Source organism: Pseudomonas sp. JQ36 (genome assembly GCF_053851495.1).
In genome coordinates this window covers 4,695,673-4,721,781 of record NZ_CM132642.1, presented here as the reverse complement: position 1 = coordinate 4,721,781, position 26,109 = coordinate 4,695,673, and the positions used below count along the sequence as shown (strand labels likewise).

Genomic DNA, 26,109 nt, shown 5'->3' with positions numbered 1-26,109 from the left:
AATGCGGTGGGTCAGATACAGGAATCTCGACTGATCCGCCGCTTTCGCGAGCAAGCTCGCTCCCACAGGTATTGCATCACAATAACTGACGGGCGCAGGGGATGCGCCCGTCATTCACCTGTCAGCGTTGCGCTGCAGGAACGCCTTGCGGCTCGACTGCGGTCTTGTCGGCGGCTGGCGCCTCGGTCGGCCAGGCCTTCAGGTCCAGATCCAGATCGGCAAATTTGCTGGAGTCGAACACCGGCTGCTTGATGCCGGCGCGGCGCTGCTCGTCGTAGTCGCGCATCACGCGCATGCCGACCTTGAACAGCATGGCCAGGGCCATCAGGTTGACGAAGGCCAGGCAGGTCATGGTGATGTCGGCGAAGGCGAACACGGTCGACAGATCCTGCATCGAACCCCATACCACCAGCGCCAGGACCAGACCGCGGAACACCATCAGCAACGCGCGGTTGCGGCTGAGGAACTGCAGGCTGTTTTCGCCCAGGTAGTAGTTGTAGAGGATGCAGGTGAAGACGAACAGCGACAGCGCAACGCTGACGAAGATGCGACCCCAGTCACCGACCACGGCGGCCAGCGAGTTCTGGGTCAGGACGATGCCGTCACCTTCGAAGCCCGGGGTGTAGAAGCCCGACAACAGGATCAGCAGCGCGGTGCAGGTGCAGATCACGAAGGTGTCGAGGAACACGCTGAAGGCCTGAACCACGCCCTGAGCGCCCGGGTGTTTCACCGAGGCCACGGCGGCGACGTTCGGCGCACTGCCCAGGCCCGCTTCGTTGGCGAACACGCCACGCTTCACGCCCATGACGATGGCGCTGCCGAGCAGGCCGCCGAAGGCCGGGTCGAGACCGAAGGCGCTCTTGAAGATGGTTTCCAGCATGGCTGGCACGTGTTCGATCTGGGTGCCGATCACGTACAGGGTCACGCCGATGTAGGCCAGGGTCTTGACCGGTACCAGCAGATCGGACACTGCAGCGATGCGCTTGATGCCGCCGATGAAGGTGATGGCCAGCAGCACCGCCAGGACGATCCCGGTGTGGCTTGGGTCGAAGGCGAAGGCGTTCTGCAGCGAGTGGGTCACGGTGTAGGACTGCAGGCCGATGAAGGCGAAGCCGTAGGTGACCAGCAGCAGGACCGAGAACACCACTGCCATGCCTTTCAACTTCAGGCCGTGCTGGATGTAGTAGGCCGGGCCGCCACGGTACAGGCCGTCGCCATCGGCGCGCTTGTAGACCTGAGCCAGGGTGCATTCGAAGAAGCTGCTGGACATGCCGACCAGTGCGGTCACCCACATCCAGAACACCGCACCCGGACCACCCAGGGTCACGGCGATGCCGACACCGGCGATGTTGCCTGCACCAACGCGGCCGGCAAGGCTGAGCATCAGGGCCTGGAACGAGCTGAGTTGGCCGCCGCTGCTTTTCAGGCTGTCGCGGAATACCGCGAACATGTGGAAGAAGTGCCGCAATTGAACGAAACGCGAGCGAATCGTGAAGTAGCTACCGAGCCCGACAATGAGCACGATCAGTACTTTCCCTGAGAGGAAGTCGTTGATGACTTCGAGCATGGATTTTTCCTCGCTGTTTTTTGTTTAAGCAAATGCTGGATGTTCAGAAACATCGCGTTACACCGGTTTGCGCGCGGCACGACAGGTGAGGCGAAGGTTTCGTCCCGGTCCATTTCGCGGGTTTGTTATTAGTTCGGGTTTCGCATGGGTTATGGCCTCGTTACCGACGACCGCTCACGCGAAGAGGGGCGGCACTATACCGATCAGTGCGGCGCCCGTCTGCACGCTCGTGGTGCAAGCGACGAAACGAAGCGTTGAAACACCCGGCGTTACTGGCGCCGGGCTTGTGCGGGAACTGCTCTTTTGTGGGAGCGGGCTTGCTCGCGAATGCGGTGTGTCAGGTTCATTCTGGTCGACTGACACGACGCCTTCGCGAGCAAGCCCGCTCCCACATGAAGCAGTCCCCAGACATACGGGTCTCAGGATCAGAAAGTTAAAAAAAAGGGCTTGGGGACTGATCCCCAAGCCCTCAAAAGGTGAGAGGTGTCTAGTCCCTCGACCTGGTGAGCGGTGCTACAAATAACGCGTCGGCTCAGGCTTTGAGCGGAACCAGACGCGGGGCAATCATGTTTTCCGGGCGCAGGATGTCGGCGAGCATGGCTTCGTCGAGCAGACCTTCTTCGCGCACCAGTTCCAGCACGCCGCGGCCGCTTTCAAGAGCAATACGGGCGATGCGGGTGGCGTTTTTGTAGCCGATGTACGGGTTCAGCGCGGTGACCAGACCGATCGAGTGCTCGACCAGTTCGCGGCAGCGGGCTTCGTTGGCGGTAATGCCGACGATGCAGTGCTCGCGCAGCATGTCCATGGCGCGTTGCAACAGACGGATCGAGTCGAGGATCTTGAACGCGATCAGCGGCTCCATCACGTTCAGCTGCAGTTGGCCGCCTTCGGCTGCCATGGTCAGCGCCAGATCGTTACCGATGACCTGGAAGGCCACCTGGTTGACGGCTTCCGGGATTACCGGGTTGACCTTGCCGGGCATGATCGAGCTGCCTGGCTGACGCGCCGGCAGGTTGATCTCGTTGATGCCGGTGCGTGGGCCGCTGGACAGCAGGCGCAGGTCGTTGCAGATCTTCGACAGCTTGACCGCGGTGCGCTTGAGCATGCCGGAGAACAGCACGAAGGCGCCCATGTCGGAGGTGGCTTCGATCAGGTCGGCGGCGGGCACCAGCGGCTGACCGCTGATCAGTGCCAGGCGTTGTACGGCCAGCGCTTGATAGCGCGGGTCGGCGTTGATGCCGGTACCGATCGCGGTGCCGCCCAGGTTCACTTCAGTCAGCAGTTCCGGGGCCAGCGTCTTCAGACGGGCCAGGTCTTCGCCCATGGTGGTGGCGAAAGCACGGAATTCTTGACCCAGGGTCATCGGCACGGCGTCTTGCAGCTGGGTACGACCCATCTTCAGCACGTGGTTGAATTCTTCACCTTTGGCCGCGAATGCCTGAATCAGGCTGTCGAGGCTGGCCAGCAGCGCGTCGTGACCCAGCAGCAGACCCAAGCGGATCGCGGTCGGGTAGGCGTCGTTGGTCGACTGCGCCATATTGACGTCGTCGTTCGGGTGCAGGTACTGGTACTCGCCTTTCTGGTGACCCATTGCTTCGAGCGCAATGTTGGCGATCACTTCGTTGGCGTTCATGTTGGTGGAAGTACCGGCGCCACCTTGAATCATGTCGACCACGAACTCTTCGTGGAAATCACCGCGGATCAATCGGGCACAGGCTTCGCTGATGGCAGCGTGCTTGGCTTCGCTCAGATGACCCAACTCACGGTTGGCGTCAGCGGCGGCCTGTTTGACCATCGCCAGACCGACAACCAGTTTCGGGTAATGCGAAATCGGAACGCCGGAGAGACGGAAGTTGTTCACCGCTCGCAGGGTCTGGATGCCGTAATACGCTTGAGCCGGTACTTCGAGGGCGCCAAGCAGGTCGTTTTCTGTGCGGAAAGATGCAGCGGAGGACATGATAGAAATCATCTCGATATGGACCCGGTCTGTGCCGGAACGCTGCGAATGCTAGGCTTGTGGGATTTTTTGGGCCAATGCTGTTAAACACTGGCCTATGCACATTCGGCATAATGCCCGTGTGACGCCGCGTGCGCGGCAGACGTGTGACCTGTTTTGGTGCGTTCCCGGGAGGGCGTGATGAATCTGGAAAGCAAATGGCTTGAGGACTTCAGTGCTCTGGCCGCCACCCGCAGCTTCTCGCAGGCGGCCGAACGGCGCTTCGTGACCCAGCCGGCGTTCAGTCGGCGGATTCGCAGCCTGGAAGCGGCGCTTGGGCTGACGCTGGTCAACCGCTCGCGCACGCCGATCGAGCTGACGGCAGCGGGACAGCTGTTTCTGGTGACCGCGCGCACCGTGGTCGAACAGCTCGGCGAAGTGCTGCGCCACCTGCATCACCTGGAAGGCGGGCAGGGCGAAGTGATGCAAGTCGCCGCCGCCCACTCTTTGGCGCTGGGCTTCTTTCCGCGCTGGATTGCGCAACTGCGCAACGAAGGGCTGAACATCGCCACGCGATTGGTGGCAACCAACGTCGGCGACGCGGTGCATGCGTTGCGCGAAGGCGGCTGCGACCTGATGCTGGCGTTCTACGACCCGGACGCGGCGATGCAGATGGACCCGGAAATCTTCCCGTCGCTGCACCTGGGCCAGACCGAAATGCTGCCGGTGTGCGCGGCGGATGCCGAGGGCAAGCCGCTGTTCGATCTGGAGGGCGACGCCAGCGTACCGCTGCTGGCGTACAGCGCCGGGGCGTTTCTCGGGCGTTCGGTGAATGGATTATTGCGCCAGCGTCAGCTGCGCTTTACCACTATTTACGAAACCGCGATGGCTGACAGCTTGAAGAGCATGGCGCTGGAAGGCCTGGGGATTGCCTGGGTACCGCAACTGAGCGTACGTGCCGAGCTGGCTCGTGGCGAGCTCGTCGTCTGCGGTGGCCCGCAATGGCACGTGCCGCTGGAGATTCGTCTGTATCGCTGCGCATTGGTGCGTAAAGCCAACGTGCGGCTGTTGTGGCGCAAGCTTGAAGGCGGCGCCGCGCAGACTTCCTGAACTTGCGCGGAGCCCTTGTAGGAGTGAGCCTGCTCGCGATAGCGTCTGTACATTCACTGATGATGTGACTGATACACCGCCATCGCGAGCAGGCTCACTCCCACAGGGGGGATTTGTGGTGTTTGTCGGCTGACCTTCAAGTCAATAAAACCGGGCCTTTCGCTGATTTGACGGATGGTCGTTTCGGGGGCTGTTTATTGCTTTCTTTGCGGTATACTGCGCGGCCTTCGGCCGGTACGTCCGGCCATTTTTCGTACAATCAAGCCACGCAATCCTGCGTGGCTTGTTGTTTTTGACGCGCCTGCGGGCGCCCAGAGAGAAGAGGCGCGACGATGAGTGCACTGGTTGGCGTGATCATGGGCTCCAAGTCCGATTGGTCCACCCTTAGCCACACCGCCGATATGCTGGAAAAGCTCGGCATCCCGTACGAGGTCAAGGTGGTTTCTGCCCACCGCACCCCGGATCTGCTGTTCCAGTACGCCGAAGAGGCTGAGGGCCGTGGCATCGAGGTGATCATCGCCGGTGCCGGTGGCGCAGCCCACCTGCCAGGCATGTGTGCGGCCAAGACCCACCTGCCGGTACTGGGCGTTCCGGTGCAGTCGTCGATGCTCTCGGGCGTCGATTCGCTGCTGTCGATCGTGCAGATGCCGGCGGGCATTCCGGTTGCCACCCTGGCCATCGGCAAGGCCGGCGCGATCAACGCCGCGCTGCTCTCGGCGAGCATCCTTGGTGCCAAGCATCCACAGTTCCACGCGGTACTGAAAACCTTCCGTGCCGAGCAGACAGACAGCGTTCTGGACAATCCAGACCCACGTATTGCCTGAGGTTGTTGAGATGAAGATCGGTGTAATCGGTGGCGGCCAGTTGGGCCGCATGTTGGCGCTGGCGGGCACTCCGCTGGGCATGAACTTCGCTTTCCTCGACCCGGCGCCGGACGCTTGCGCCGCGGCACTGGGCGAACACCTGCGGGCCGATTACGGCGATCAGGATCACCTGCGCCAACTGGCCGATGAGGTCGATCTGGTGACCTTCGAGTTCGAAAGCGTTCCGGCGGAAACCGTGGCGTTCCTCTCGCAATTCGTTCCGGTCTATCCGAGCGCTGAAGCCCTGCGCATCGCTCGCGACCGCTGGTTCGAGAAGAGCATGTTCAAGGACCTGGGCATCCCGACCCCGGCCTTCGCCGACATTCAATCGCAAGCCGACCTGGATGCCGCCGTGGCGTCCATCGGTCTGCCGGCCGTGTTGAAAACCCGCACCCTGGGTTACGACGGCAAGGGCCAGAAAGTCCTGCGCAAGCCGGAAGACGTGGTCGGTACGTTCGCCGAGCTGGGCAGCGTTGCCTGCCTGCTGGAAGGTTTCGTGCCGTTCACTGGCGAAGTTTCGCTGATTGCCGTGCGTGCCCGTGATGGCGAAACGAAGTTCTACCCGTTGGTGCACAACACCCACGACAGCGGCATCCTCAAGCTGTCGGTGGCCAGCACCGATCACCCGCTGCAGGCGTTGGCTGAAGATTACTCCAGCCGTGTGCTCAAGCAACTGGATTATGTCGGTGTGATGGCGTTCGAGTTCTTTGAAGTCGACGGTGGCCTCAAGGCCAACGAAATCGCCCCGCGTGTGCACAACTCCGGGCACTGGACCACCGAAGGCGCCGAGTGCAGTCAGTTCGAAAACCACCTGCGCGCCGTTGCCGGCCTGCCGCTGGGTTCGACGGCCAAGGTCGGCGAGAGCGCCATGCTCAACTTCATCGGCGTGGTTCCGCCGGTCGAGAAAGTCATCGCCATCGAAGACTGCCATCTGCATCACTACGGCAAAGCCTTCAAGGCCGGGCGCAAGGTCGGTCACGCCAACCTGCGCTGCGCCGACATGGCCACGCTGCAGGCGCAGATCGTCAAGGTCGAAGCGCTGATCGCCGAGTAACGACAGTTTCATGTGGCAGCGGCGGAACCATTCAGGGCTCGCCGTTCTCTGATGGCAGGATGCCAAAGTCTGGCTAGGCTTTGGCATATCTACTATTCAGCGTCAGAGGGAAATGCCATGGGAATTATCGGAACCATCTTTATCGGCTTGATCGTCGGCCTGCTGGCACGCTTCCTGAAACCGGGCGATGACAGCATGGGCTGGATCATGACCATCCTGCTCGGTATCGGCGGTTCGCTGGCAGCCACCTACGGCGGCCAGGCCCTGGGCATCTATCAGGCAGGTCAGGGCGCAGGCTTCATCGGCGCACTGGTCGGCGCGATCGTACTGCTGGTGATCTACGGCCTGATCAAAAAGAACTGATCCAAAGCGACAAAGCCCTCTCTGCCAAAGTGGCCGGGAGGGCTAGAATGCTCGGCGATTTACTGTTCCTTCCTTTCTATACCGAGCTCCTTCATGCGCCGTCTTCTGTTGACTCTTCTTTTGCTGGGCAGCGGTCTGGCCCACGCCGGCGAACTGCCGGAAACCGACTGGCTGGAACTGATGCCCAAGTCGGACCAGAAAGCCCTCGAGGCGATGCCCGAAATCGACCACAACTCCCCGGAAGCTACTGGCACCTTCACCGAGAAGGGCGGGATGAAACAGGCCAAGGGCCTGCCGGCGGTGATGTATTCGACCAAGACCGTGGCGTCGATGAACGACAAGCACATCCGCATCGGTGGCTACCCGGTGCCGCTGGAATCCGACGCCAAGGGCCGCAGCACGCTGTTCTTCCTCGTGCCGTACCCGGGCGCCTGCATCCACGTGCCGCCGCCACCACCGAATCAACTGGTGCTGGTGCGTTATCCCAAAGGCTTGAAGCTGGATGACATCTACACGCCGCTGTGGGTCACCGGCACGCTGAAGGTCGAGAAGGTCAGCAATGATCTGGCTGACGCGGCGTATGCGCTGCAGGCGGACAAAGTGCGGGTGGTGCAGGAATCGGATCTCTAAGACCTGCACATAACAAATGTGGGAGGGGGCTTGCTCCCGAAAGCGGTGTGTCAGTCAAATTAATGTATCTGACACACCGCTTTCGGGAGCGAGCCCCCTCCCACAGTTTGTTTTGCGGTGTTTGTTAGAGCGGCTTGCTGGCGACACTAACGCCCATGGTGTGGCTAGCGCCCGGCGCCAAAGTCACCACGTCGTCCATCACATTCGCCGTCTCGATGCACAGCATGCGCTGCCAGCCATCGTTGTCCATGTCGGCCAGCGCTGCCGCGCGGTCGATCCACGGGTTCCAGATCACTGCCGTGCGCGAACCGGTAGCGGTCAGCACGATGCGTCGTTCCCAGGTCGGGTCGACGATACTCAGTTGTGGCGGCGCATCGAGATAGATGCGGTCGGTTTCGCCAGCGAAATGCAACTCACCTTGCTGGCTGTGGGTTTTCCACTCATCCAGCGTCTCGATGTACTTCAAGCCGGCCACGCCATCAACGTGCACATTGCGCACATCACTGACGGCGAAATAAGTGTGTAGCGCCTGACTCAGGCTGACGGTGTCACTGCCACGGTTATGGCTGGTCAGGCTGAAGCTCAGTTGTTCGGACAAATGCAGGGTCAGGGTCAGGTCGACCTGATGCGGCCAACCTGGCAAGCCACCTTCGGGGTAGGGCAGCCTGAATTCCACCTTGACGCCATCGGCCTCTGATTCGATGCCGCCCAGCTCCCAATCCATCGCCCGCACCAGACCGTGCGCGGGTGCCGGTTGCTCACCGGTGTACATGGCCTGCACGCTCTGCGGGTTGCGTTCGAACTTGCCGAACCACGGCCAGCACACCGGAACACCGGCGCGGATGCTCTTGCCGGTCTTGAACTCGGCCTTGTCGTTGAGCCAGATGATCGGCGGCTGGCCGTCGATCTGGTAACTGAGGATGTGCGCGCCTTGCTGGGCCACCAGCACTTCGGCCTGACCGTGGCGGATGCGCCAGCAGTTCAGTTCATCCAGTTTCACTGCTTCAACGTTGGGCGTGTTCATGGGGCAACTCTCGATCAGACACTTGGGACGACTATCGACCGCAAAACCGCGGCGATGTTTAACGCGCGCGCGGTGGCACCGAGCGAGTACGACCGCTGCCGTCGATGGCGACGAAGACGAACACCGCCTCGGTCACTTTACGCCACTCGCTGGACAGCGGATCGTCGCTCCACACCTCGACCATCATCTGGATCGAGCTGCGGCCGATTTCCAGGGTCTGGGTATAAAAGGACAATTGCGCGCCCACCGCGACCGGCACCAGAAAGGCCATGCGGTCGATGGCCACGGTTGCCACACGGCCACCGGCCACGCGGCTGGCCATTGCGGTACCCGCCAGGTCCATCTGCGCCACCAGCCAGCCGCCGAAAATATCGCCAAAGCCGTTGGTTTCGCGGGGGAGTGCGGTAATTTGCAGGGCCAGGTCGCCTTGCGGGATCGGATCTTCTTGTTCGAGCTCTATCATGCCGGGGGTGCCTCTGACCCGTGACTCTTCGTTGGTATTGCTGGTGGTAGCCGTCTTCAGGAAAAACGATTCAGCACCGAACATACTGCGTTCGTCACGTTTTCCATAGGCGTCTAAAGGGGAAACTCTGCGAAACCGGCTGATCCCGTTCAAAGGCCGGGCCAACGACGTTTTCGCACAGCAACCCCCTACAAACCGGAGCAAGGTTGCGAGTATATCGGTCGGTAGACTCCGCGACGACCATCGGGTTCTGATTTTGACCGGCAAATACGCGCCTCTATGTGCTTTTTCGAACAATTTGCTATGGTGCCGAACCTGCCCAAGCCACAGCCAGCGTTGTTGTGGCGGTAGATCCGCCTATAAGAGAAGCCCTTGCCATGACCACAGCGCCTTCGAGCCTCGCGCAGCCCGAGCAACCTGCACGCCCCCTGACCCGCAATGACTACAAGACTCTGTCGCTATCGGCCCTGGGCGGTGCGCTGGAGTTTTACGATTTCATCATCTTCGTGTTCTTCGCCACCGTGGTCGGCAAGCTGTTCTTCCCGGCCGACATGCCCGAGTGGCTGCGCCTGATGCAGACTTTCGGCATTTTCGCCGCCGGTTACCTCGCGCGGCCGCTGGGCGGCATCGTCATGGCGCACTTTGGCGACCTGCTGGGGCGCAAGAAAATGTTCACCCTGAGCATTTTCATGATGGCCGTGCCGACCCTGATCATGGGCCTGCTGCCGACCTACGCGCAGATCGGTATGTGGGCGCCGATCCTGCTGTTGCTGATGCGAGTGATCCAGGGCGCGGCGATTGGCGGGGAAGTGCCGGGGGCGTGGGTCTTCGTTTCCGAACACGTACCGCAAAAGCACGTCGGCTACGCCTGCGGGACGCTGACCAGCGGGTTGACCGCCGGCATCCTGCTCGGCTCGCTGGTCGCCACGGCAATCAACAGCATTTATACGCCGGGGGAAGTCGCGGATTACGCCTGGCGAGTTCCGTTCCTGCTCGGTGGCGTGTTCGGTCTGTTCTCGGTGTATCTGCGCCGCTGGCTGCACGAAACCCCGGTGTTCGCCGAGCTGCAACTGCGCAAGGCCTTGGCCGAAGAAGTGCCGCTGCGTGCGGTACTGCGTGACCATCGCGGGGCGATTGCGATCTCGATGCTGCTGACCTGGCTGCTGTCCGCCGGGATCGTCGTGTTGATTCTGATGACCCCGACCGTGCTGCAGACGGTCTATCACTTCTCGCCAACGGTGGCGCTGCAATCGAACAGCCTGGCCATCGTGTTTCTGAGCTTTGGCTGCATCATCTCCGGCGCCCTGGCCGACCGCTTCGGCGCCGGCCGGGTGTTTGTCTTCGGTTGCCTGGGCTTGCTGATCAGCTCCTGGACCTTCTATCACAGCCTCGCCGATCACCCGAACTGGTTGTTCCCGCTGTATGCGCTGACCGGCTTGCTGGTCGGCACCATCGGTGCGGTGCCATACGTGATGGTCAAGGCGTTCCCGCCGGTGGTGCGCTTCAGCGGGCTGTCGTTCTCGTACAACGTGGCGTACGCGATCTTCGGTGGCCTGACGCCGATGGTGGTCAGCCTTCTGCTGAAAGAAAGCGCGATGGGCCCGGCTTACTATGTGGCGGTGCTGTGCACGATGGGGATTCTGGTGGGGGCGTGGCTCTGGAAGAAGGGGCGCTGATCCGGAATTTCCTCCAGTAGTACCGGCCCCTTCGCGAGCAAGCCCGCTCCCACATTTGGAATGCATTTCAAATTGTGGGAGCGGGCTTGCTCGCGAATGGGCGCACCACGAATTATCCAGTAAAACCTCAATGCTGGCCTTTCATCCAATTGTCACATTTCAGCCATAGAGTGTTCACACGGCCTGCTGATACTTGGCCCCGACTTAACACACCCTATCTGCTAGGAGTAAGGCATGAAACTGAAGCGTTTGATGGCGGCAATGACTTTTGTCGCTGCTGGCGTTGCGACTGCCAACGCGGTTGCCGCTGTTGACCCTGCTATCCCGAGCTACACCAAAACCACTGGTGTGTCGGGCAACCTGTCCAGCGTCGGCTCCGATACCCTGGCTAACCTCATGACCCTGTGGGCTGAGAACTACAAGAAAGAATACCCGAACGTAAACATCCAGATTCAGGCCGCTGGCTCCGCCACCGCGCCACCTGCGCTGACTGAAGGCACCTCCAACCTGGGCCCGATGAGCCGTAAGATGAAGGACACCGAACTGGCGGCCTTCGAGCAGAAGTACGGCTACAAGCCAACCGCTATCCCGGTTGCCGTGGATGCCCTGGCGGTGTTCGTGCACAAGGACAACCCGATTCAGCACCTGACCATGGAACAGGTTGACGCGATCTTCTCGTCGACCCGTCTGTGCGGCGCCAAAGCCGACGTGAAAACCTGGGGTGAGCTGGGCGTGACCGGCGACCTGGCCAACAAGCCGGTTCAGCTGTTCGGTCGTAACTCGGTATCCGGCACCTACGGCTACTTCAAAGAAGAAGCCCTGTGCAAAGGTGACTACAAGCCAAACGTCAACGAACAACCAGGCTCGGCTTCGGTCGTGCAGTCGATCAGCTCCTCGCTGAACGGCATCGGTTACTCGGGCATCGGCTACAAAACCGCTAGCGTGAAGACTGTGCCTCTGGCCAAGAAAGGCAGTACGGACTTCATCGAAGACACCGAAGAAAACGCCCTGAACGGCAAGTACCCGCTGTCGCGCTTCCTCTACGTTTACGTCAACAAAGCCCCGAACAAGCCTCTGGCCCCGCTGGAAGCCGAGTTCGTGAAACTGGTTCTGTCCAAACAGGGCCAGGAAGTCGTAGTCAAGGACGGTTACATCCCGTTGCCAGCCAAAGTCGCTGCCAAAGCACTGGCTGATCTGGGCTTGCAAGAAGGCGCTGCAGTCGTAAAGAAGTAACAAATTGAGTCCGAAATAAACACCTTCGGACTCCGGTGTGGGAGCGGGCTTGCTCGCGAAGAGGCCTTCAGATTCAGCATCTTCATTGACTGAATCACCGCTTTCGCGAGCAAGCCCGCTCCCACACAACCCTCGAATTTTCGATCCTCCTCCAGTATCCCGCTGGCGGTGGATTTGCTGCGTCACTGCACTGTCATCTTTCTGTCATACAGGATCGCTAGGGTGAGCGCATGAATGATCTGGCCAATTCCCAAATGACTACTAATCCTCCCAAGCGCATTGATTTCAATACGCCTGAGCTGCAACGCAAGCGCCGCATTCGCGCGCTCAAGGATCGCTTCACCCGTTGGTACGTCCTCGTTGGCGGTCTGGCGGTGCTGGCAGCCATCACCCTGATCTTCTTCTTCCTCGCCTACGTCGTTGCACCGTTGTTCCAGGGTGCCAGCCTGACCGCGAAAGATGCCATTACCCCAGCCTGGATGCAGGACGCCGGCAAGCCGCTGATGATTTCGCTCGAAGAGCAGAATCAGGTGGCGATGCGCGTTTCCGACAAGGGCCAGGCGTTGTTCTTTGACATCGACAGTGGCGCTGAACTGAAGCGCGTCGATCTGCCATTGCCTGCCGGCGCCAGCGTAACCTCCATCGGGGAAGACCAGCCTGGTCATCCACTGGTAGCGGTAGGCCTGTCCAACGGCCAGGCGCTGGTGTTCCGTCACACCTATAAAGTCAGCTACCCCGATGGCAAGAAAACCATCACCCCGGCTATCGAATACCCGTACGGCGAAGCGCCGATCGCAGTGAACGAGGGCGGCGGGGCACTGGAGCACGTCAGCCTCAACGCGACCGATTCGACCCTGATGCTGGTGGGTTCGACCGGTTCGCAGCTCAATGTGCTGGCGCTGACCAGCGAAGAAAACATGATGACCGGTGAAGTCACCAACGAGCAGAAGCGTATCGAGCTGCCGCAGATGACTGAACCGGTGAAAAACATCTTCGTCGACCCGCGCCAGCAATGGCTGTACGTGGTCAACGGGCGTGCCCAGGCCGATGTGTTCAGCCTGCGCGACAAGAGCCTCAACGGTCGCTACAAACTGCTGGAAAACGCCGACGCCGAAGTTACCGCGACCACGCAACTGGTCGGGGGTATCTCGCTGATCGTCGGTGATTCCAAGGGTGGTCTGGCTCAGTGGTTCATGGCTCGTGATACCGACGGCGAGCTGCGTCTCAAGCAGATCCGCACCTTCCAGATGGGCACCACGCCGATCGTTGAAATCAGCGCCGAAGAGCGTCGCAAGGGCTTCGTTGCCCTTGATGCCAGCGGCAAGCTCGGCGTGTTCCACAGCACCGCGCACCGCACCCTGCTGGTCGAGCCGGTAGCCGAAGGCCAGGGCCTGTTCGGTCTGTCGCCGCGCGCCAACCGGGTGATCGTCGAGGCCGGCGGCAAGCTGCAACCGCTGCTGCTCGACAACCCGCACCCGGAAGTGTCGTGGAGCGCGTTGTGGAGCAAGGTCTGGTACGAGAACTACGACGAGCCTAAATACGTCTGGCAATCGACCGCCGCCAATACCGATTTCGAACCGAAACTGAGCCTCTCGCCACTGACCTTCGGCACCCTGAAAGCGGCGTTCTACGCGATGCTGCTGGCTGCACCGTTGGCCGTTGCTGCGGCGATCTACACCGCGTATTTCATGGCTCCGGGCATGCGCCGCAAGGTCAAGCCGGTGATCGAACTGATGGAAGCGATGCCGACGGTGATCCTCGGTTTCTTCGCCGGTCTGTTCCTCGCCCCCTATGTGGAAGGTCATCTTCCGGGCATCTTCAGCCTGCTGATGCTGCTGCCGATCGGCATTCTGGTTGCCGGTTTCACCTTCAGCCGTCTGCCTGAGTCGATCCGCCTGAAAGTCCCGGACGGCTGGGAAAGTGCGCTGCTGATTCCGGTGATTCTGTTTGTAGGCTGGTTGTCGCTGTACATGAGTCCGTTCATGGAGAACTGGTTCTTCGGCGGTGACATGCGCATGTGGATCTCCCACGACCTGGGCATCACCTACGACCAGCGCAACGCTCTGGTAGTCGGTCTGGCGATGGGTTTTGCGGTGATCCCGAACATCTACTCGATTGCCGAAGATGCCGTGTTCAGCGTGCCGCGTGGCCTGACCCTCGGTTCTCTGGCGCTCGGTGCCACGCCGTGGCAGACCATGACGCGTGTGGTGATCCTCACCGCCAGCCCGGGGATTTTCTCGGCGCTGATGATCGGCATGGGCCGTGCGGTCGGCGAAACCATGATCGTGCTGATGGCCACCGGTAACACCCCGGTCATGGAAATGAACCTGTTCGAAGGCCTGCGCACCCTGGCTGCCAACGTCGCGGTGGAAATGCCGGAGTCGGAAGTCGGCGGCAGCCACTACCGCGTGCTGTTCCTCTCGGCGCTGGTGCTGCTGATGTTCACCTTCGTCATGAACACCCTGGCAGAACTGATTCGTCAGCGTCTGCGCAAGAAATACTCGTCGCTTTAAGCAAAGGTAGAAGTCTGTGAAACAGAACTCCCTGAAAGGATGGTTCAAGAGCGGCGCCCCGGGCGTCTGGATCAGCGGTGGCGCGGTGTCCATCGCGGTCATCATGACCATTGGCCTGCTGGCGGTGATTGCCGTGCGCGGTCTGGGTCACTTCTGGCCGGCGGACCTGATCCACGCCAGCTACGACGTGCCGGGCCAGGCCCAGCACCTTGTGGTCGGCGAAGTGGTACAGAAAGAAGAAGTGCCCCGTGCCCGCCTGAAAAGCGCTGGCCTGCCGGTGCCGGACCAAGGCCCGGAATTCATGACCCGCGAGCTGATCAAGGTCGGCAACCGTGACCTGAACGGCAACGACTTCACCTGGATCGTCGGCGATTGGCTGACCAACCAGAAGACGCCGCCGGAGCTGATGGCGCTGGAGCGTCGCGAGTGGGGCAACTTCTACGGCTACCTGGTCAACGTCAAGCAGGACGGCAAGGTCATCGCCGAAGGCGAAGCCGCATGGCCTGAGCTGCAAGCGCGGATCGACCGCGTGAACGGCCTCGCTGCGCAGCTCAAGACCTTGGAAAAAGTCGATATCGGCGCGATCAACGCAGGGCTGGAGCGCATCCGTCTGCACGGTCGCAAGCTGGAACTGGAAGGCAAGCTCGACGCCACCGCGCAAGCGGACATGGAGTCCGAGCGTGCCGAACTGAACGCCCGTTATCAGGACATCGAAGCACGTCTGGCCGACCTGCATGCGCAGTTCAACCGCGATGCGCTGACGGCTCGCGATGCCAACGGCAAAGAGATCGAAATCGGTCTGGGTAAAGTGGTTCACGCCTACCAGCCGAACGCCATGAGCACCTTCACCAAGATCGGTTTCTACTTCAGCAAGATCTGGGAGTTCCTCTCCGACGATCCGCGTGAAGCCAACACCGAAGGCGGGATCTTCCCGGCGATTTTCGGCACCGTGATGATGACCCTGATCATGGCGATGATCGTCACCCCGTTCGGCGTACTGGCGGCGGTGTACCTGCGTGAATACGCCAAGCAGAACACCCTGACGCGGATCATCCGTATCGCGGTGAACAACCTGGCGGGCGTTCCGGCGATCGTTTACGGCGTGTTTGGTCTGGGCTTCTTTGTGTACGTGTTGGGTGGTTCGGTCGACCGCTTGTTCTTCCCCGAAGCACTGCCGGCGCCAACCTTCGGTACACCGGGTCTGCTCTGGGCATCGCTGACCCTGGCGCTGCTGGCGGTGCCGGTGGTGATCGTGGCCACTGAAGAAGGTCTGGCGCGTATCCCGCGCACCATACGCGAAGGCTCGTTGGCCCTTGGCGCGACCAAGGCTGAAACCTTGTGGAAGATCGTGATCCCGATGGCCAGCCCGGCCATGATGACCGGCATGATCCTCGCCGTGGCCCGCGCCGCCGGTGAAGTGGCGCCGCTGATGCTGGTAGGTGTGGTGAAACTGGCGCCGTCGCTGCCGGTGGACGGCAACTACCCGTACCTGCACCTGGACCAGAAGATCATGCACCTGGGCTTCCACATCTACGACGTCGGCTTCCAGAGCCCGAACGTCGAAGCGGCACGCCCGCTGGTGTACGCCACGGCGCTGCTGTTGGTGCTGGTGATCGCCACATTGAACCTGTCGGCCGTGTGGATTCGTAACCACCTGCGCGAAAAATACAAAGCTTTGGACAGTTGATATTCCTGTGGGAGCGGGCTTGCTCGCGAAGGCGGTGGGTCAGGCGACATTGATGTTGAATGTGCCGACCTCTTCGCGAGCAAGCCCGCTCCCACCCTAGATTGAGTACAGCCGCACCAAGCGGCTAACCGAACCGAATTTGTCAGCACAGGGAGCCTCCCATGCAGCACGAAACCCATACCCACGGCATCAATATGTCTGCCTTGGGCCGCGACAAGCAGAGCCTGAATCTTGAACAGGAAACCGTGGCCATTGAGGTCCCGGGCCTGAACCTGTTCTACGGCGATAAACAAGCGCTGTACGACGTCAGCCTGAACATCCCGAAACAGCGCGTGACCGCCTTCATCGGCCCGTCCGGCTGCGGCAAGTCTACGCTGCTGCGTACGTTCAACCGCATGAACGACCTGGTTGACGGCTGCCGTGTCGAAGGTGCGATCAACCTGTATGGCAACAACATCTATCGCAAAGGCGAAGACGTCGCCGAACTGCGTCGCCGCGTCGGCATGGTGTTCCAGAAGCCCAACCCGTTCCCCAAGACCATCTACGAAAACGTGGTCTACGGCCTGCGCATCCAGGGCATCAACAAGAAGCGCATTCTCGACGAAGCCGTCGAGTGGGCGTTGAAAGGCGCGGCACTGTGGGACGAAGTCAAAGACCGTCTGCACGACTCGGCACTCGGCCTGTCCGGTGGTCAACAGCAGCGTCTGGTGATCGCGCGCACCATCGCCGTTGAACCGGAAGTGTTGCTGCTCGACGAACCGTGCTCGGCCCTCGACCCGATCTCGACCCTGAAAGTCGAAGAGCTGATCTACGAGCTGAAGTCCAAGTTCACCATTGTCATCGTGACCCACAACATGCAGCAGGCAGCTCGGGTTTCCGACTACACGGCGTTCATGTACATGGGCAAACTGGTGGAATTCGGCGACACCGACACCCTGTTCACCAATCCGGCGAAGAAGCAGACCGAAGACTACATTACCGGTCGTTATGGCTGACAGTTGCGGTTATTCACAGAATTGACGCTGCGGCCCACCGCACCTTACCGGACGCTCCAAGGACGCCACCATGATTAGTAAAGAAGGCCTTACCCACCACATCTCCGCGCAGTTCAACGCCGAGCTTGAGGAAGTGCGCAGCCACCTCCTGGCCATGGGCGGGCTGGTCGAGAAGCAGGTCAACGACGCGGTCACCGCGCTGATCGAGGCCGATTCCGGTCTGGCTCAGCAGGTGCGCGAGATCGACGACCAGATCAACCAGATGGAACGCAACATCGACGAAGAATGCCTGCGCATTCTTGCCCGTCGTCAGCCGGCGGCGTCCGACCTGCGGCTGATCATCAGCATCTCCAAGTCGGTGATCGATCTGGAGCGCATCGGCGACGAAGCGACCAAGATCGCCCGTCGCGCCATTCAGCTGTGCGAAGAAGGTGAAGCGCCGCGTGGTTACGTCGAGGTCCGTCACATCGGCGATCAGGTGCGCAACATGGTTCGCGATGCGCTGGACGCGTTTGCCCGCTTCGATGCCGATCTGGCCCTGTCGGTGGCGCAATACGACAAGGTCATCGACCGCGAATACAAGACCGCCCTGCGCGAGCTGGCGACCTACATGATGGAAGACCCGCGCTCTATCTCGCGGGTTCTGAGCATCATCTGGGTGCTGCGTTCGCTGGAGCGGATCGGCGACCACGCGCGTAACATCTCGGAACTGGTGATCTACCTGGTGCGCGGCACCGACGTGCGTCACCTGGGCCTCAAACGCATGAAAGAAGAAGTTGAAGGCACAAGCGGCGAAACCGCTAATGTTCCGGGCAATGCTGACGATAAGTAAGATTGCCTGAGAAAAGCGCCCGGCCCTTTGGCCGGGCGTTTTTGTTTAGGGCGCCTGTATCAGGAAATCGAATTAAAAAGCAGCACCCGCGAACGAAAAGTCCCGGCGTGACTGAAGATTGTTGGCAATGTGCCATCAGTAAAAGCGGTATGCTTGCCGGGATTTTTATAGGGGTGTTGGATGAGCAAGATCAGTGTGTTGGTCGTGGACGACGCTTCGTTCATTCGCGACCTGGTGAAAAAGTGCCTGCGTAATTACTTCCCGGGGATCCGCACCGAGGACGCCGTCAACGGTAAAAAGGCTCAGGCCATGCTGGCCAGGGAAGCGTTCGACCTGGTGCTGTGCGACTGGGAAATGCCGGAAATGTCCGGCCTCGAACTGCTGACCTGGTGCCGCGAGCAGGACAATCTCAAGACCATGCCGTTCGTCATGGTCACCAGCCGTGGCGACAAGGAAAACGTGGTGCAGGCGATTCAGGCCGGCGTTTCCGGCTACGTCAGCAAGCCGTTCACCAACGAGCAACTGCTGACCAAGGTCAAACAGGCGCTGAACAAGGTTGGCAAGCTCGACACCTTGATGAACAGCGCACCGACCAAGATGAATTCGGCGTTCGGCAACGATTCCCTGAGCGCATTGACCGGCGGCAAGCCTGCCGTGGTCGGTGGCGCGCCGGCAGCCGCTGCGGTCAATCCGTTCGCCAAGCCAGCCGCTGCTGCTCCGGCGCCTGCTGCTGCGCCGTCGCGTGGTTTGCTCAACAGCCCGCCGGTCCAGGCCCCGGCTGCCTCGAAAGCACCGGCCGGTGGCCGTGGTCAGGGTCAGTTGCGCCTGCCGAGCGGCACCCAGCAATGCGTGATCAAGGCCCTGAGCATCAAGGAAGCGCTGTTGGTGGTGAAACGCACCGACACCCTGCCGCAGATCCTCGACAGCGCCGTGCTTGACCTGGAGCAGGGCGATAACGCCGAAATCGCCCGCCTCAACGGCTACCTGCACGCCATCGTTGCCCACGAGCAGAAAGCCGACAGCGACTGGCTGCAACTGACTTTCCGTTTCGTCGACCAGGACGCGCAGAAGCTCGACTACATCTCCCGCCTGATCGCCCGCGGCACGGCGCAGAAGCACTTCGTTCCGGGCGCCTGATCCTCGTCGCCTGATACACCGCTTTCGCGAGCAAGCCCGCTCCCACCTTGAAACGCATTTCAAAGGTGGGAGCGGGCTTGCTCGCGAAGGGGCCATCACTTACGACATCGATTTCCCAGACCGCCCAATTTGAAACATCTGTCGACTAGCCTGGTCTGCTTCACCTGCTAGGCTCATTTCCAGGCCTTCCTTCGACAGACTTTTGCCCATGCTCGCGCGCCTGCTGTTTTTCTGTGGTCTTTTCCTGGCCTCCACCTCGACTGTGGCCATGACCATCTACAAATCCACCGATGCCAACGGCGTGGTCTCGTACAGCGACCGGCCGAGCAAAGGCTCACAGGTGTTCGTGTTTCAGGACCGCATGGTCGAGCACCTTGAGCGCCAGGTGTATCTCGATATCAAGAAGCAGAAGGGCACCGACGTGGTGTTCGTACGCAACGATCTGTATGCGCCGGTGGAGATTGCGCTGGCGTTTACCGGCCTGAGCAATGTGCGTGGTGCTCCGGCGCAGACGATTCGTCGGGTGCTGCCGGCGCGCAGCAATACGCGGTTGGCGCTGCTGACGGCGATCAACCGTGGTCAGCCGCTGGTGTATTCACCGCAATTCCAGTATTCGCTGGGTGATCCCGCTGGCGCCGCGCAGAGCTATCGCTATCCGCTACCCTGGCGGGGCGGGCCGTTCCGTCTGAGTCAGGGCGCAAACGGGCAGTACAGCCACTATGGGCCGAAGAATCGGTATGCGATGGACATCGCCATGCCGGTCGGCACGCCGATCATTGCCGCACGGGCCGGGGTCGTGGTGAAAACCGAAAACTCACAGAGCGGGCGCGGCAATGATGCGTCCGGCAACTTCGTCCGGGTGCTGCATGACGACGGCACGATGGGCGTGTATCTGCACCTCAAGCAAGGTTCGGTGAGCGTGCGCGAGGGGCAGCGGGTGAAGGTCGGCAGCCCGCTGGCGCTGTCGGGCAATACCGGCAACAGCAGCGGCCCGCACCTGCACTTTGTGGTGCAGCGCAATACGGGGCAGGGGCTGGTGTCGATTCCGTATCAGTTCAACCAGCCGCTGGGGGCGTTGCCCAACTTTGCGTTGGGCAAGCAATAAATCCAGTGGAACTCAACTGTGGCGAGGGAGCTTGCTCCCGCTGGGCTGCGAAGCGGCCCAAACCCTGAAACCGCGTTCGATCAGATACAACCTGCACACGGCTCTGCGACTGCTGCGCAGCCGAGCGGGAGCAAGCTCCCTCGCCACAAAAGCCGTCCTGCAATCGCGATCAATCCAGCATCAACACCTTCGCCAGCACAATCTTCGGCCCTTTCATCTTCTTGATGATGATCCGCAGGCCTTCGACTTCCAGCACCTCTTCCTCCTCCGGTACCCGTTTCAGGGTCTCGTAGACTAGGCCGGCGAGGGTTTCGGCTTCGATGTGATCCAGGTCGATGCCGAGCAGGCGTTCAACCTTGAACAGCGGCGTATCACCACGCACCAGCAGCTTGCCCGGCTGATACGCGAGGATCCCGCGCTCGGCCTTGCGGTGTTCGTCCTGGATGTCGCCGACCAGCACTTCCAGCACGTCTTCCATGGTCAGGTAGCCGATGATATTGCCGTCGGCCTCTTCAACCACGGCGAAGTGCGAGCCGCCTTTGCGGAACTGCTCCAGCAGCTGCGACAGCGGCATGTGCCGCGATACGCGCTCCAGCGGGCGGGTCAGCTCAGCCAGGTTGAACGACTCGGGAATGTGGTCCAGTGCCGCCAGCTCCAGCAGCAGGTCCTTGATGTGCAGCAGGCCGACGAACTCCTGGCGCTCGCTGTCGTACACCGGGTAACGGCTGAACTTGTGGCGACGAAACATCGCCAGGATTTCTTTCAGCGGTGCGTTGAATTCGAGGGTGATCAGGTCTTCGCGGGAGTTGGCCCAGTCGACCACTTCCAGTTCGCCCATCTCCACTGCCGAGGCCAGCACGCGCATGCCTTGGTCGCTCGGGTCCTGACCACGGCTGGAGTGCAGGATCAGTTTCAGTTCTTCGCGGCTGTAATGGTGTTCGTGGTGCGGGCCGGGCTCGCCTTGGCCGGCGATCCGCAGAATCGCGTTGGCGCTGGCGTTGAGCAGGTAGATCGCCGGGTACATCGCCCAGTAGAACAGGTACAGCGGCACCGCCGTCCACAGCGACAGCAGCTCGGGTTTGCGGATCGCCCACGACTTGGGCGCCAGCTCGCCAACCACAATGTGCAGGTAGGAAATGATGAAGAACGCGGTAAAGAACGAAATGCCTTTGACCACTTCCGGCGACTGCACGCCGACCGCGCTCAGCAGCGGCTCGAGAAGGTGCGCGAACGCCGGCTCACCGACCCAGCCCAGACCGAGGGAGGCAAGGGTGATACCGAGCTGACACGCCGAGAGGTACGCATCGAGCTGACTGTGTACGGTGCGCAGAATATGCCCGCGCCAGCCGTTCTTGTCGGCGATGGCCTCGACCCGGGTCGAGCGCAGTTTGACCATGGCGAATTCCGCCGCAACGAAGAAGCCGTTGAGCAAAACCAGGATCAGAGCGAAAAGAATCATGCCGAAATCGGCGAAAATCGTAGCGAGGGACAAGCCAGGGGAAGGGTCCATGATGGAGTTTTGCGGGTTCCGTGTGATTCAAAAGAGAGAAAAGTCGCGCCTGAAGGGCAGGCACAAGTCAGCCAATGTAGCGGCTGACCTGGCGATTGCCTAGTGCGACATTACTCAGCGGTGCTGATCGCCCGTGCGCTGGCCACTTGCGCCGGAGCGAAATGACAGGTGAATGTGCTGCCGTGACCGGGCACGCTGCTGATCTCCATGCGCGCGCGATGGCGCAGCAACACATGCTTGACGATTGCCAGACCCAGGCCGGTGCCGCCGGTGTTGGAGTTGCGGCTGGAGTCGACGCGGTAGAAGCGTTCGGTCAGGCGCGGCAGGTGCTTGCTGTCGATGCCGATCCCGGAATCCTGCACGCTCAGGTGCGCGCCTTGCTCGTCGCCCCACCAGCGAATGCGGATGTTGCCTTCGGCCGGGGTGTATTTCACCGCGTTGAACACCAGGTTGGAGAAGGCACTGCGCAGCTCCGCCTCGCTGCCCTTGAGCAGGATCTTGCCGTCGGCTTCGAGGGTGATTTTCTGGTTTTTCTGCCCGGACAACTGCTGGGCGTCGCTCTTGATCGATTGCAGCAGGGTATCGATCTGCACCGGCTGGTTATCTGACGGGTAGTCGGTGGCTTCCAGCTTCGCCAGCAGCAGCAGGTCATTGAGCAGCGTCTGCATGCGCCCGCCCTGTTGCTGCATCTGCTGCAGCGCGCGGCTCCAGCGCGGGTTCACCTCCTCGACGTTGTCGAGCAGGGTTTCCAGGTAGCCGCAGATCACCGTCAGCGGCGTGCGCAGTTCGTGGGAGACGTTGGCGATGAAGTCTTTGCGCATCTGTTCCAGTTGATGGATGCGCGTGACGTCGCGCACCAGCATCAAGTGCTCGTTGTTGCCGTAGCGGGTCAGATACAGCTGAATGCGCACCCGATCATTGGTCGGCGAGGGGATTTCCAGCGGTTCGGCGTAGCTGTCCTGCTCGAAGTACTCCTTGAAGCGCGGATGGCGTACCAGGTTGGTCACTGGTTGGCCGCTGTCCTGCGGGGTCTTGAGGCCGAGCAGGGTTTCGGCGGCGCGGTTCCACCATTCCAGGTTGCCGTCGCTGTCGAGCATGATCACCGCGTCTTTCAGCGCAGCGGTGGACTCCTGCACCCGGTCGATCACCGCTTGCAGACGTCCGCGTACCCGTTGGTCGCGGCGTTGCAGGTGGTAGATGCTGTCGAACACCTCGCCCCACAGGCCATAGCCGTCGGGCGGTGCTTCATCGGGTTGGTGCAGGCGCAGCCATTCGTGCAGACGCAGCAGTTGCTTGAGCGTCCAGGCCAGGTAAATACCCAGGCCGGCAGCGAGGCTCCAGCCGTAGTAGCCGGTGATCAGGCCAATCACCAGACACGCTGTGACCAGCAACAGCATGTGGCGAATCAGGGTGCCATGCCAGTTTTGATTCACGGAAAATACGGTCCTTGTCAGCGAGTCTGGCGGTCGGATCAGGCCTTGGTGGAAAACCGGTAGCCGGTGCCGCGCACGGTTTGTACCAGATTTTCGTAGGCATCGCCGAGGGCCTTGCGCAGGCGGCGGATGTGCACGTCGACGGTGCGCTCTTCAACATAGACGTTGCCGCCCCAGACCTGATCCAGCAACTGCCCGCGAGTGTAGGCGCGCTCTTGGTGGGTCATGAAGAACTGCAGCAGACGGTATTCGGTCGGGCCCATTTCGGCCGGACGGCCGTCGATGGTCACGCGGTGGCTGATCGGATCGAGCAACAGGCCGCCGACTTCGATCGGCGCTTCGCCATCGGTCGGGCCGGCGCGGCGCAGCACGGCTTTGAGGCGTGCGACCAGTTCGCGTGGGGAAAACGGTTTGGTGATGTAGTCGTCGGCGCCAACTTCAAGACCCTGGATCTTGTTGTCCTCTTCGCCCTTGGCGGTGAGCATGATGATCGGGATGTCCCCGGTCAGCTCATCACGTTTGAGGCGGCGTGCCAGTTCAATGCCGGAGGTGCCTGGCAGCATCCAGTCAAGCAGGATCAGGTCCGGTTTGCGGTCAACAATGATGGCGTGTGCCTGCTGCGAGTTCTCCGCCTCGAGGCAGTCATAGCCGGCCATTTCCAACGCAACGGCGATCATTTCGCGAATGGGCGCTTCGTCGTCGACGATCAGAATGCTCCTGCCAACCATGCCTTAATCCTCTTGTCATTTAACTGTCTTGCGCCGCATTAGATAACGGAATTATTGCAGTCGTGTGACAGTATTTTAGTCGCCCGGCGGTTGGCCTGATCCTGGACTAAGCTCTAAGTCCGAATCCTGACAACCACAAAAGAAGGTTTCCATGACTCAAATGACTGCTTCTTTGAAAGCACTGCTGATGGCTGCGGCCCTGACTCTGCCTGGCTTTGCGCTGGCTGCTGATCCTGCGATGGAGAAGGACGGCATGTACACCGACCACAAGGGCATGACCCTGTATACCTTCGCCAAGGACTCGGGCGGCAAGTCGATGTGCAACGACAAATGCGCAACGAACTGGCCGCCGTTGATGGCGACCGCGGGTGACAAGTCGGTGGGTGACTGGACTGTCATCAAACGCGACGACGGCACGATGCAATGGGCCTACCAAGGCATGCCGCTGTACACCTTCGTGATGGACAAGAAGGCCGGTGACATGACCGGTGACGGCAAAATGGACGGTGCCTGGAAAGTCGCCAAGGCCAAGTAAGCACAAATCCCCTGTGGGAGCGGGCTTGCTCGCGAAAGCGGTGTGTCAGTTGACGAAGAGACCAACTGGCACACCGCTTTCGCGAGCAAGCCCGCTCCCACAGGTTCTAATCTTCAGCGCATTGCATAATCCAGCACTATCCCGACAAAAATCGCCAACCCCGCCCAGTGGTTGTGCAGAAACGCCTTGAAGCAACGCATGCGGTCGCGATCACGGGTGTACCAGAATTCCCACGCGTAGCATCCAGCGGCCACCAGCAGGCCGAGATGGAACCACACGCCCAGCTCGAACTTCGACCCGGCCAGCAACAGGCAGCCCAATGACAGCGCCTGCAACGTCAGGATGATCACCCGATCCGCCTCGCCAAACAGAATCGCCGTGGATTTCACGCCGATCTTCAAGTCGTCGTCACGATCGGTCATCGCGTAATAGGTGTCATAACCCACCGTCCACAGCAGGTTGGCGATCCACAGCAGCCACGCGGCGGCGGGCAGTTCACCGGTTTCAGCGGTGAACGCCATCGGCATGCCCCATGAGAACGCTGCGCCGAGCACCACTTGCGGGTAATAGGTGTAACGCTTCATGAACGGGTAGGTGAACGCCAGTGCCAGACCACCCAGCGACAACCAGATGGTCGGCGCATTGGTGCACAGCACCAGCAGGAAACTCACACCCATCAGCAGCGCGAAGAACACCAGCGCCTCTTTCGAACTGATCTTGCCGCTGGCCAGCGGTCGTTGCGCGGTGCGTTTGACGTGGCCGTCGACCTTGCGGTCGGCCCAGTCGTTGATCACGCAGCCACCGGCACGGGTCAGTACCACGCCGAGGACAAAAATCACGATATTGGCCAGCGAAGGCGAGCCCTTACCGGCAATCCACAACGCCCACAGCGTCGGCCACAGCAGCAAGTAAATGCCGATCGGCTTGTCCATGCGCGTGAGCTGAATGAAATCCCAGGCGCGTGGGTTCAAGCGGTTCAGGGACTTGAGCAGGCTCTGGTACATCAGCAGATCTCCGGATGGGCGCGGGCGGCAATCCACAGGCTTGGCAGGAAGATTTCCGCGACCAATACGCTCAGTGCGCCACGGTCGAAACGCGAACGTCGGCCCCACAGCTCGGGCGCTTTCACGTCTGGCGGCAACCATTGTTCAGGGTAGTGACAAACTTCGAGGGCGCGACGCTGGAAGGCCTGGTCGCAAAACAGCAGTTCGCCCAGCGAGCGGCTGCCCAGTTCGTCCATGTGCAGACCATCGCCCTGCAGGGCGGCGCGCGACGCCACGCTACGGGCAAACACCCAGGCCTCGCCATGACCGCGCAGATACACCTCGCGCACCCAGCCTTCGCTGCCTTCGGCCAGATCCAGCGCCGCGCATTCGTCGCTGCGCAGGGTGTCCCAGCCTTCAAACAGCGGCGTGACGCTGAAGCCGTCATTCGACAGCCGCGTCAGGCGGCGGGTCAGCGAGCCTTCGTCGAACAACCAGTTCAGGGTCAACGAATCGGGAAGGGGCGTCAGTCGGCTTTGAGTCAGCCAGAGCGGGGCCGGGCAGGCATTTGAATGTTGCACAATGAGTCATTATTGGCCGCAAATGAGGCGGCGAGCTTAACATGGCGTGCTGCGAATTTGATTGATCGGGGTCGCCGTTGCGCCGAACAGGCTTGCATCTGCCCGGCACCATCAGTACAAAACGCCCTGAGCCGGACGGCAGCGCAACCAC

General features: G+C 61.0%; 23 protein-coding genes. 14 read left to right on the top strand and 9 right to left on the bottom strand.

Annotated features, from left to right (window positions below):
• Positions 1-121: 121 nt before the first annotated feature.
• A complete protein-coding gene (locus ACS4NR_RS21365) occupies positions 122-1,567 on the bottom strand; it encodes an alanine/glycine:cation symporter family protein (protein WP_095137743.1) in 1,446 nt (481 codons plus the stop codon).
• 532 nt (positions 1,568-2,099) lie between these two features.
• Positions 2,100-3,524, bottom strand: coding sequence for an aspartate ammonia-lyase (gene aspA, locus ACS4NR_RS21360; protein WP_003229645.1), 1,425 nt, complete (start codon positions 3,522-3,524; stop codon positions 2,100-2,102).
• Positions 3,525-3,704: 180 nt separating this feature from the next.
• Here aspA and ACS4NR_RS21355 point away from each other — a divergent pair, with 180 nt between their 5' ends.
• The 5 genes from ACS4NR_RS21355 to ACS4NR_RS21335 all read left to right on the top strand — a co-directional run bounded on the left by ACS4NR_RS21355 (position 3,705) and on the right by ACS4NR_RS21335 (position 7,523).
• Positions 3,705-4,613, top strand: a complete 909-nt coding sequence (locus ACS4NR_RS21355) for a LysR substrate-binding domain-containing protein (protein ID WP_204893996.1) — start codon at positions 3,705-3,707, stop codon at positions 4,611-4,613.
• A gap of 332 nt (positions 4,614-4,945) precedes the next feature.
• Positions 4,946-5,437, top strand: coding sequence for a 5-(carboxyamino)imidazole ribonucleotide mutase (purE, locus tag ACS4NR_RS21350; protein WP_003229641.1), 492 nt, complete (start codon positions 4,946-4,948; stop codon positions 5,435-5,437).
• Between the two features lie 10 nt (positions 5,438-5,447).
• A complete protein-coding gene (locus ACS4NR_RS21345; RefSeq protein WP_047596872.1) occupies positions 5,448-6,530 on the top strand; it encodes a 5-(carboxyamino)imidazole ribonucleotide synthase in 1,083 nt (360 codons plus the stop codon).
• Positions 6,531-6,647: 117 nt separating this feature from the next.
• A complete protein-coding gene (locus tag ACS4NR_RS21340; protein WP_003229635.1) occupies positions 6,648-6,893 on the top strand; it encodes a GlsB/YeaQ/YmgE family stress response membrane protein in 246 nt (81 codons plus the stop codon).
• Positions 6,894-6,986: 93 nt separating this feature from the next.
• Positions 6,987-7,523 (top strand): DUF3299 domain-containing protein, encoded by a 537-nt coding sequence (locus ACS4NR_RS21335; protein ID WP_456018262.1) that lies wholly within the window; start codon positions 6,987-6,989, stop codon positions 7,521-7,523.
• 124 nt (positions 7,524-7,647) lie between these two features.
• Here the strand turns inward: ACS4NR_RS21335 and ACS4NR_RS21330 are convergent, their stop codons facing one another.
• Positions 7,648-8,547, bottom strand: coding sequence for a D-hexose-6-phosphate mutarotase (locus tag ACS4NR_RS21330; protein WP_456018261.1), 900 nt, complete (start codon positions 8,545-8,547; stop codon positions 7,648-7,650).
• A gap of 58 nt (positions 8,548-8,605) precedes the next feature.
• The gene (locus ACS4NR_RS21325; RefSeq protein ID WP_003229628.1) at positions 8,606-9,010 is read right to left on the bottom strand and encodes an acyl-CoA thioesterase; all 405 of its coding nucleotides are present in this window, start codon (positions 9,008-9,010) and stop codon (positions 8,606-8,608) included.
• Positions 9,011-9,387: 377 nt separating this feature from the next.
• Here ACS4NR_RS21325 and ACS4NR_RS21320 point away from each other — a divergent pair, with 377 nt between their 5' ends.
• From ACS4NR_RS21320 to ACS4NR_RS21285, 8 genes are all read left to right on the top strand, one after another.
• Positions 9,388-10,686 carry an MFS transporter gene (locus ACS4NR_RS21320; RefSeq protein ID WP_456018260.1) on the top strand — a complete coding sequence of 433 codons (1,299 nt, stop codon included), beginning with the start codon at positions 9,388-9,390 and terminating at the stop codon, positions 10,684-10,686.
• A 234-nt stretch (positions 10,687-10,920) separates the two neighbouring features.
• Positions 10,921-11,919, top strand: a complete 999-nt coding sequence (locus ACS4NR_RS21315) for a phosphate ABC transporter substrate-binding protein PstS (protein ID WP_095137738.1) — start codon at positions 10,921-10,923, stop codon at positions 11,917-11,919.
• A gap of 479 nt (positions 11,920-12,398) precedes the next feature.
• On the top strand, positions 12,399-14,432 hold the full coding sequence (locus tag ACS4NR_RS21310) for an ABC transporter permease subunit (protein ID WP_456020403.1): 2,034 nt from the start codon (positions 12,399-12,401) through the stop codon (positions 14,430-14,432).
• Positions 14,433-14,448: 16 nt separating this feature from the next.
• Positions 14,449-16,119, top strand: coding sequence for a phosphate ABC transporter permease PstA (gene pstA, locus ACS4NR_RS21305; RefSeq protein ID WP_456018259.1), 1,671 nt, complete (start codon positions 14,449-14,451; stop codon positions 16,117-16,119).
• 161 nt (positions 16,120-16,280) lie between these two features.
• Entirely contained in the window at positions 16,281-17,114 is an 834-nt protein-coding gene (gene pstB / locus ACS4NR_RS21300) for a phosphate ABC transporter ATP-binding protein PstB (RefSeq protein ID WP_095137735.1), read from the top strand.
• Positions 17,115-17,184: 70 nt separating this feature from the next.
• Positions 17,185-17,946, top strand: coding sequence for a phosphate signaling complex protein PhoU (gene phoU, locus ACS4NR_RS21295; RefSeq protein WP_003229617.1), 762 nt, complete (start codon positions 17,185-17,187; stop codon positions 17,944-17,946).
• Positions 17,947-18,126: 180 nt separating this feature from the next.
• A complete protein-coding gene (locus tag ACS4NR_RS21290; protein WP_095137734.1) occupies positions 18,127-19,083 on the top strand; it encodes a response regulator in 957 nt (318 codons plus the stop codon).
• A 208-nt stretch (positions 19,084-19,291) separates the two neighbouring features.
• Positions 19,292-20,188: a peptidoglycan DD-metalloendopeptidase family protein gene (locus ACS4NR_RS21285; RefSeq protein WP_456018258.1), complete on the top strand. Its 897-nt coding sequence runs from the start codon at positions 19,292-19,294 to the stop codon at positions 20,186-20,188.
• A gap of 169 nt (positions 20,189-20,357) precedes the next feature.
• Here the strand turns inward: ACS4NR_RS21285 and ACS4NR_RS21280 are convergent, their stop codons facing one another.
• From ACS4NR_RS21280 to phoB, 3 genes are all read right to left on the bottom strand, one after another.
• Positions 20,358-21,698 carry a hemolysin family protein gene (locus ACS4NR_RS21280; RefSeq protein WP_007962298.1) on the bottom strand — a complete coding sequence of 447 codons (1,341 nt, stop codon included), beginning with the start codon at positions 21,696-21,698 and terminating at the stop codon, positions 20,358-20,360.
• Between the two features lie 110 nt (positions 21,699-21,808).
• The gene (gene phoR / locus ACS4NR_RS21275) at positions 21,809-23,095 is read right to left on the bottom strand and encodes a phosphate regulon sensor histidine kinase PhoR (RefSeq protein WP_208101382.1); all 1,287 of its coding nucleotides are present in this window, start codon (positions 23,093-23,095) and stop codon (positions 21,809-21,811) included.
• 74 nt (positions 23,096-23,169) lie between these two features.
• On the bottom strand, positions 23,170-23,859 hold the full coding sequence (gene phoB, locus ACS4NR_RS21270; RefSeq protein WP_003229608.1) for a phosphate regulon transcriptional regulator PhoB: 690 nt from the start codon (positions 23,857-23,859) through the stop codon (positions 23,170-23,172).
• 151 nt (positions 23,860-24,010) lie between these two features.
• Between phoB and ACS4NR_RS21265 the strand changes: the two genes are divergently transcribed.
• Positions 24,011-24,394 carry a COG4315 family predicted lipoprotein gene (locus ACS4NR_RS21265; protein ID WP_456018257.1) on the top strand — a complete coding sequence of 128 codons (384 nt, stop codon included), beginning with the start codon at positions 24,011-24,013 and terminating at the stop codon, positions 24,392-24,394.
• A gap of 113 nt (positions 24,395-24,507) precedes the next feature.
• Here ACS4NR_RS21265 and ubiA read toward each other — a convergent pair whose 3' ends face one another.
• Positions 24,508-25,398 carry a 4-hydroxybenzoate octaprenyltransferase gene (ubiA, locus tag ACS4NR_RS21260; RefSeq protein WP_253149792.1) on the bottom strand — a complete coding sequence of 297 codons (891 nt, stop codon included), beginning with the start codon at positions 25,396-25,398 and terminating at the stop codon, positions 24,508-24,510.
• Entirely contained in the window at positions 25,398-25,958 is a 561-nt protein-coding gene (locus ACS4NR_RS21255) for a chorismate lyase (protein WP_115986372.1), read from the bottom strand. The genes ubiA and ACS4NR_RS21255 overlap by 1 nt, the downstream gene beginning before the upstream one ends.
• Positions 25,959-26,109: the final 151 nt, after the last annotated feature.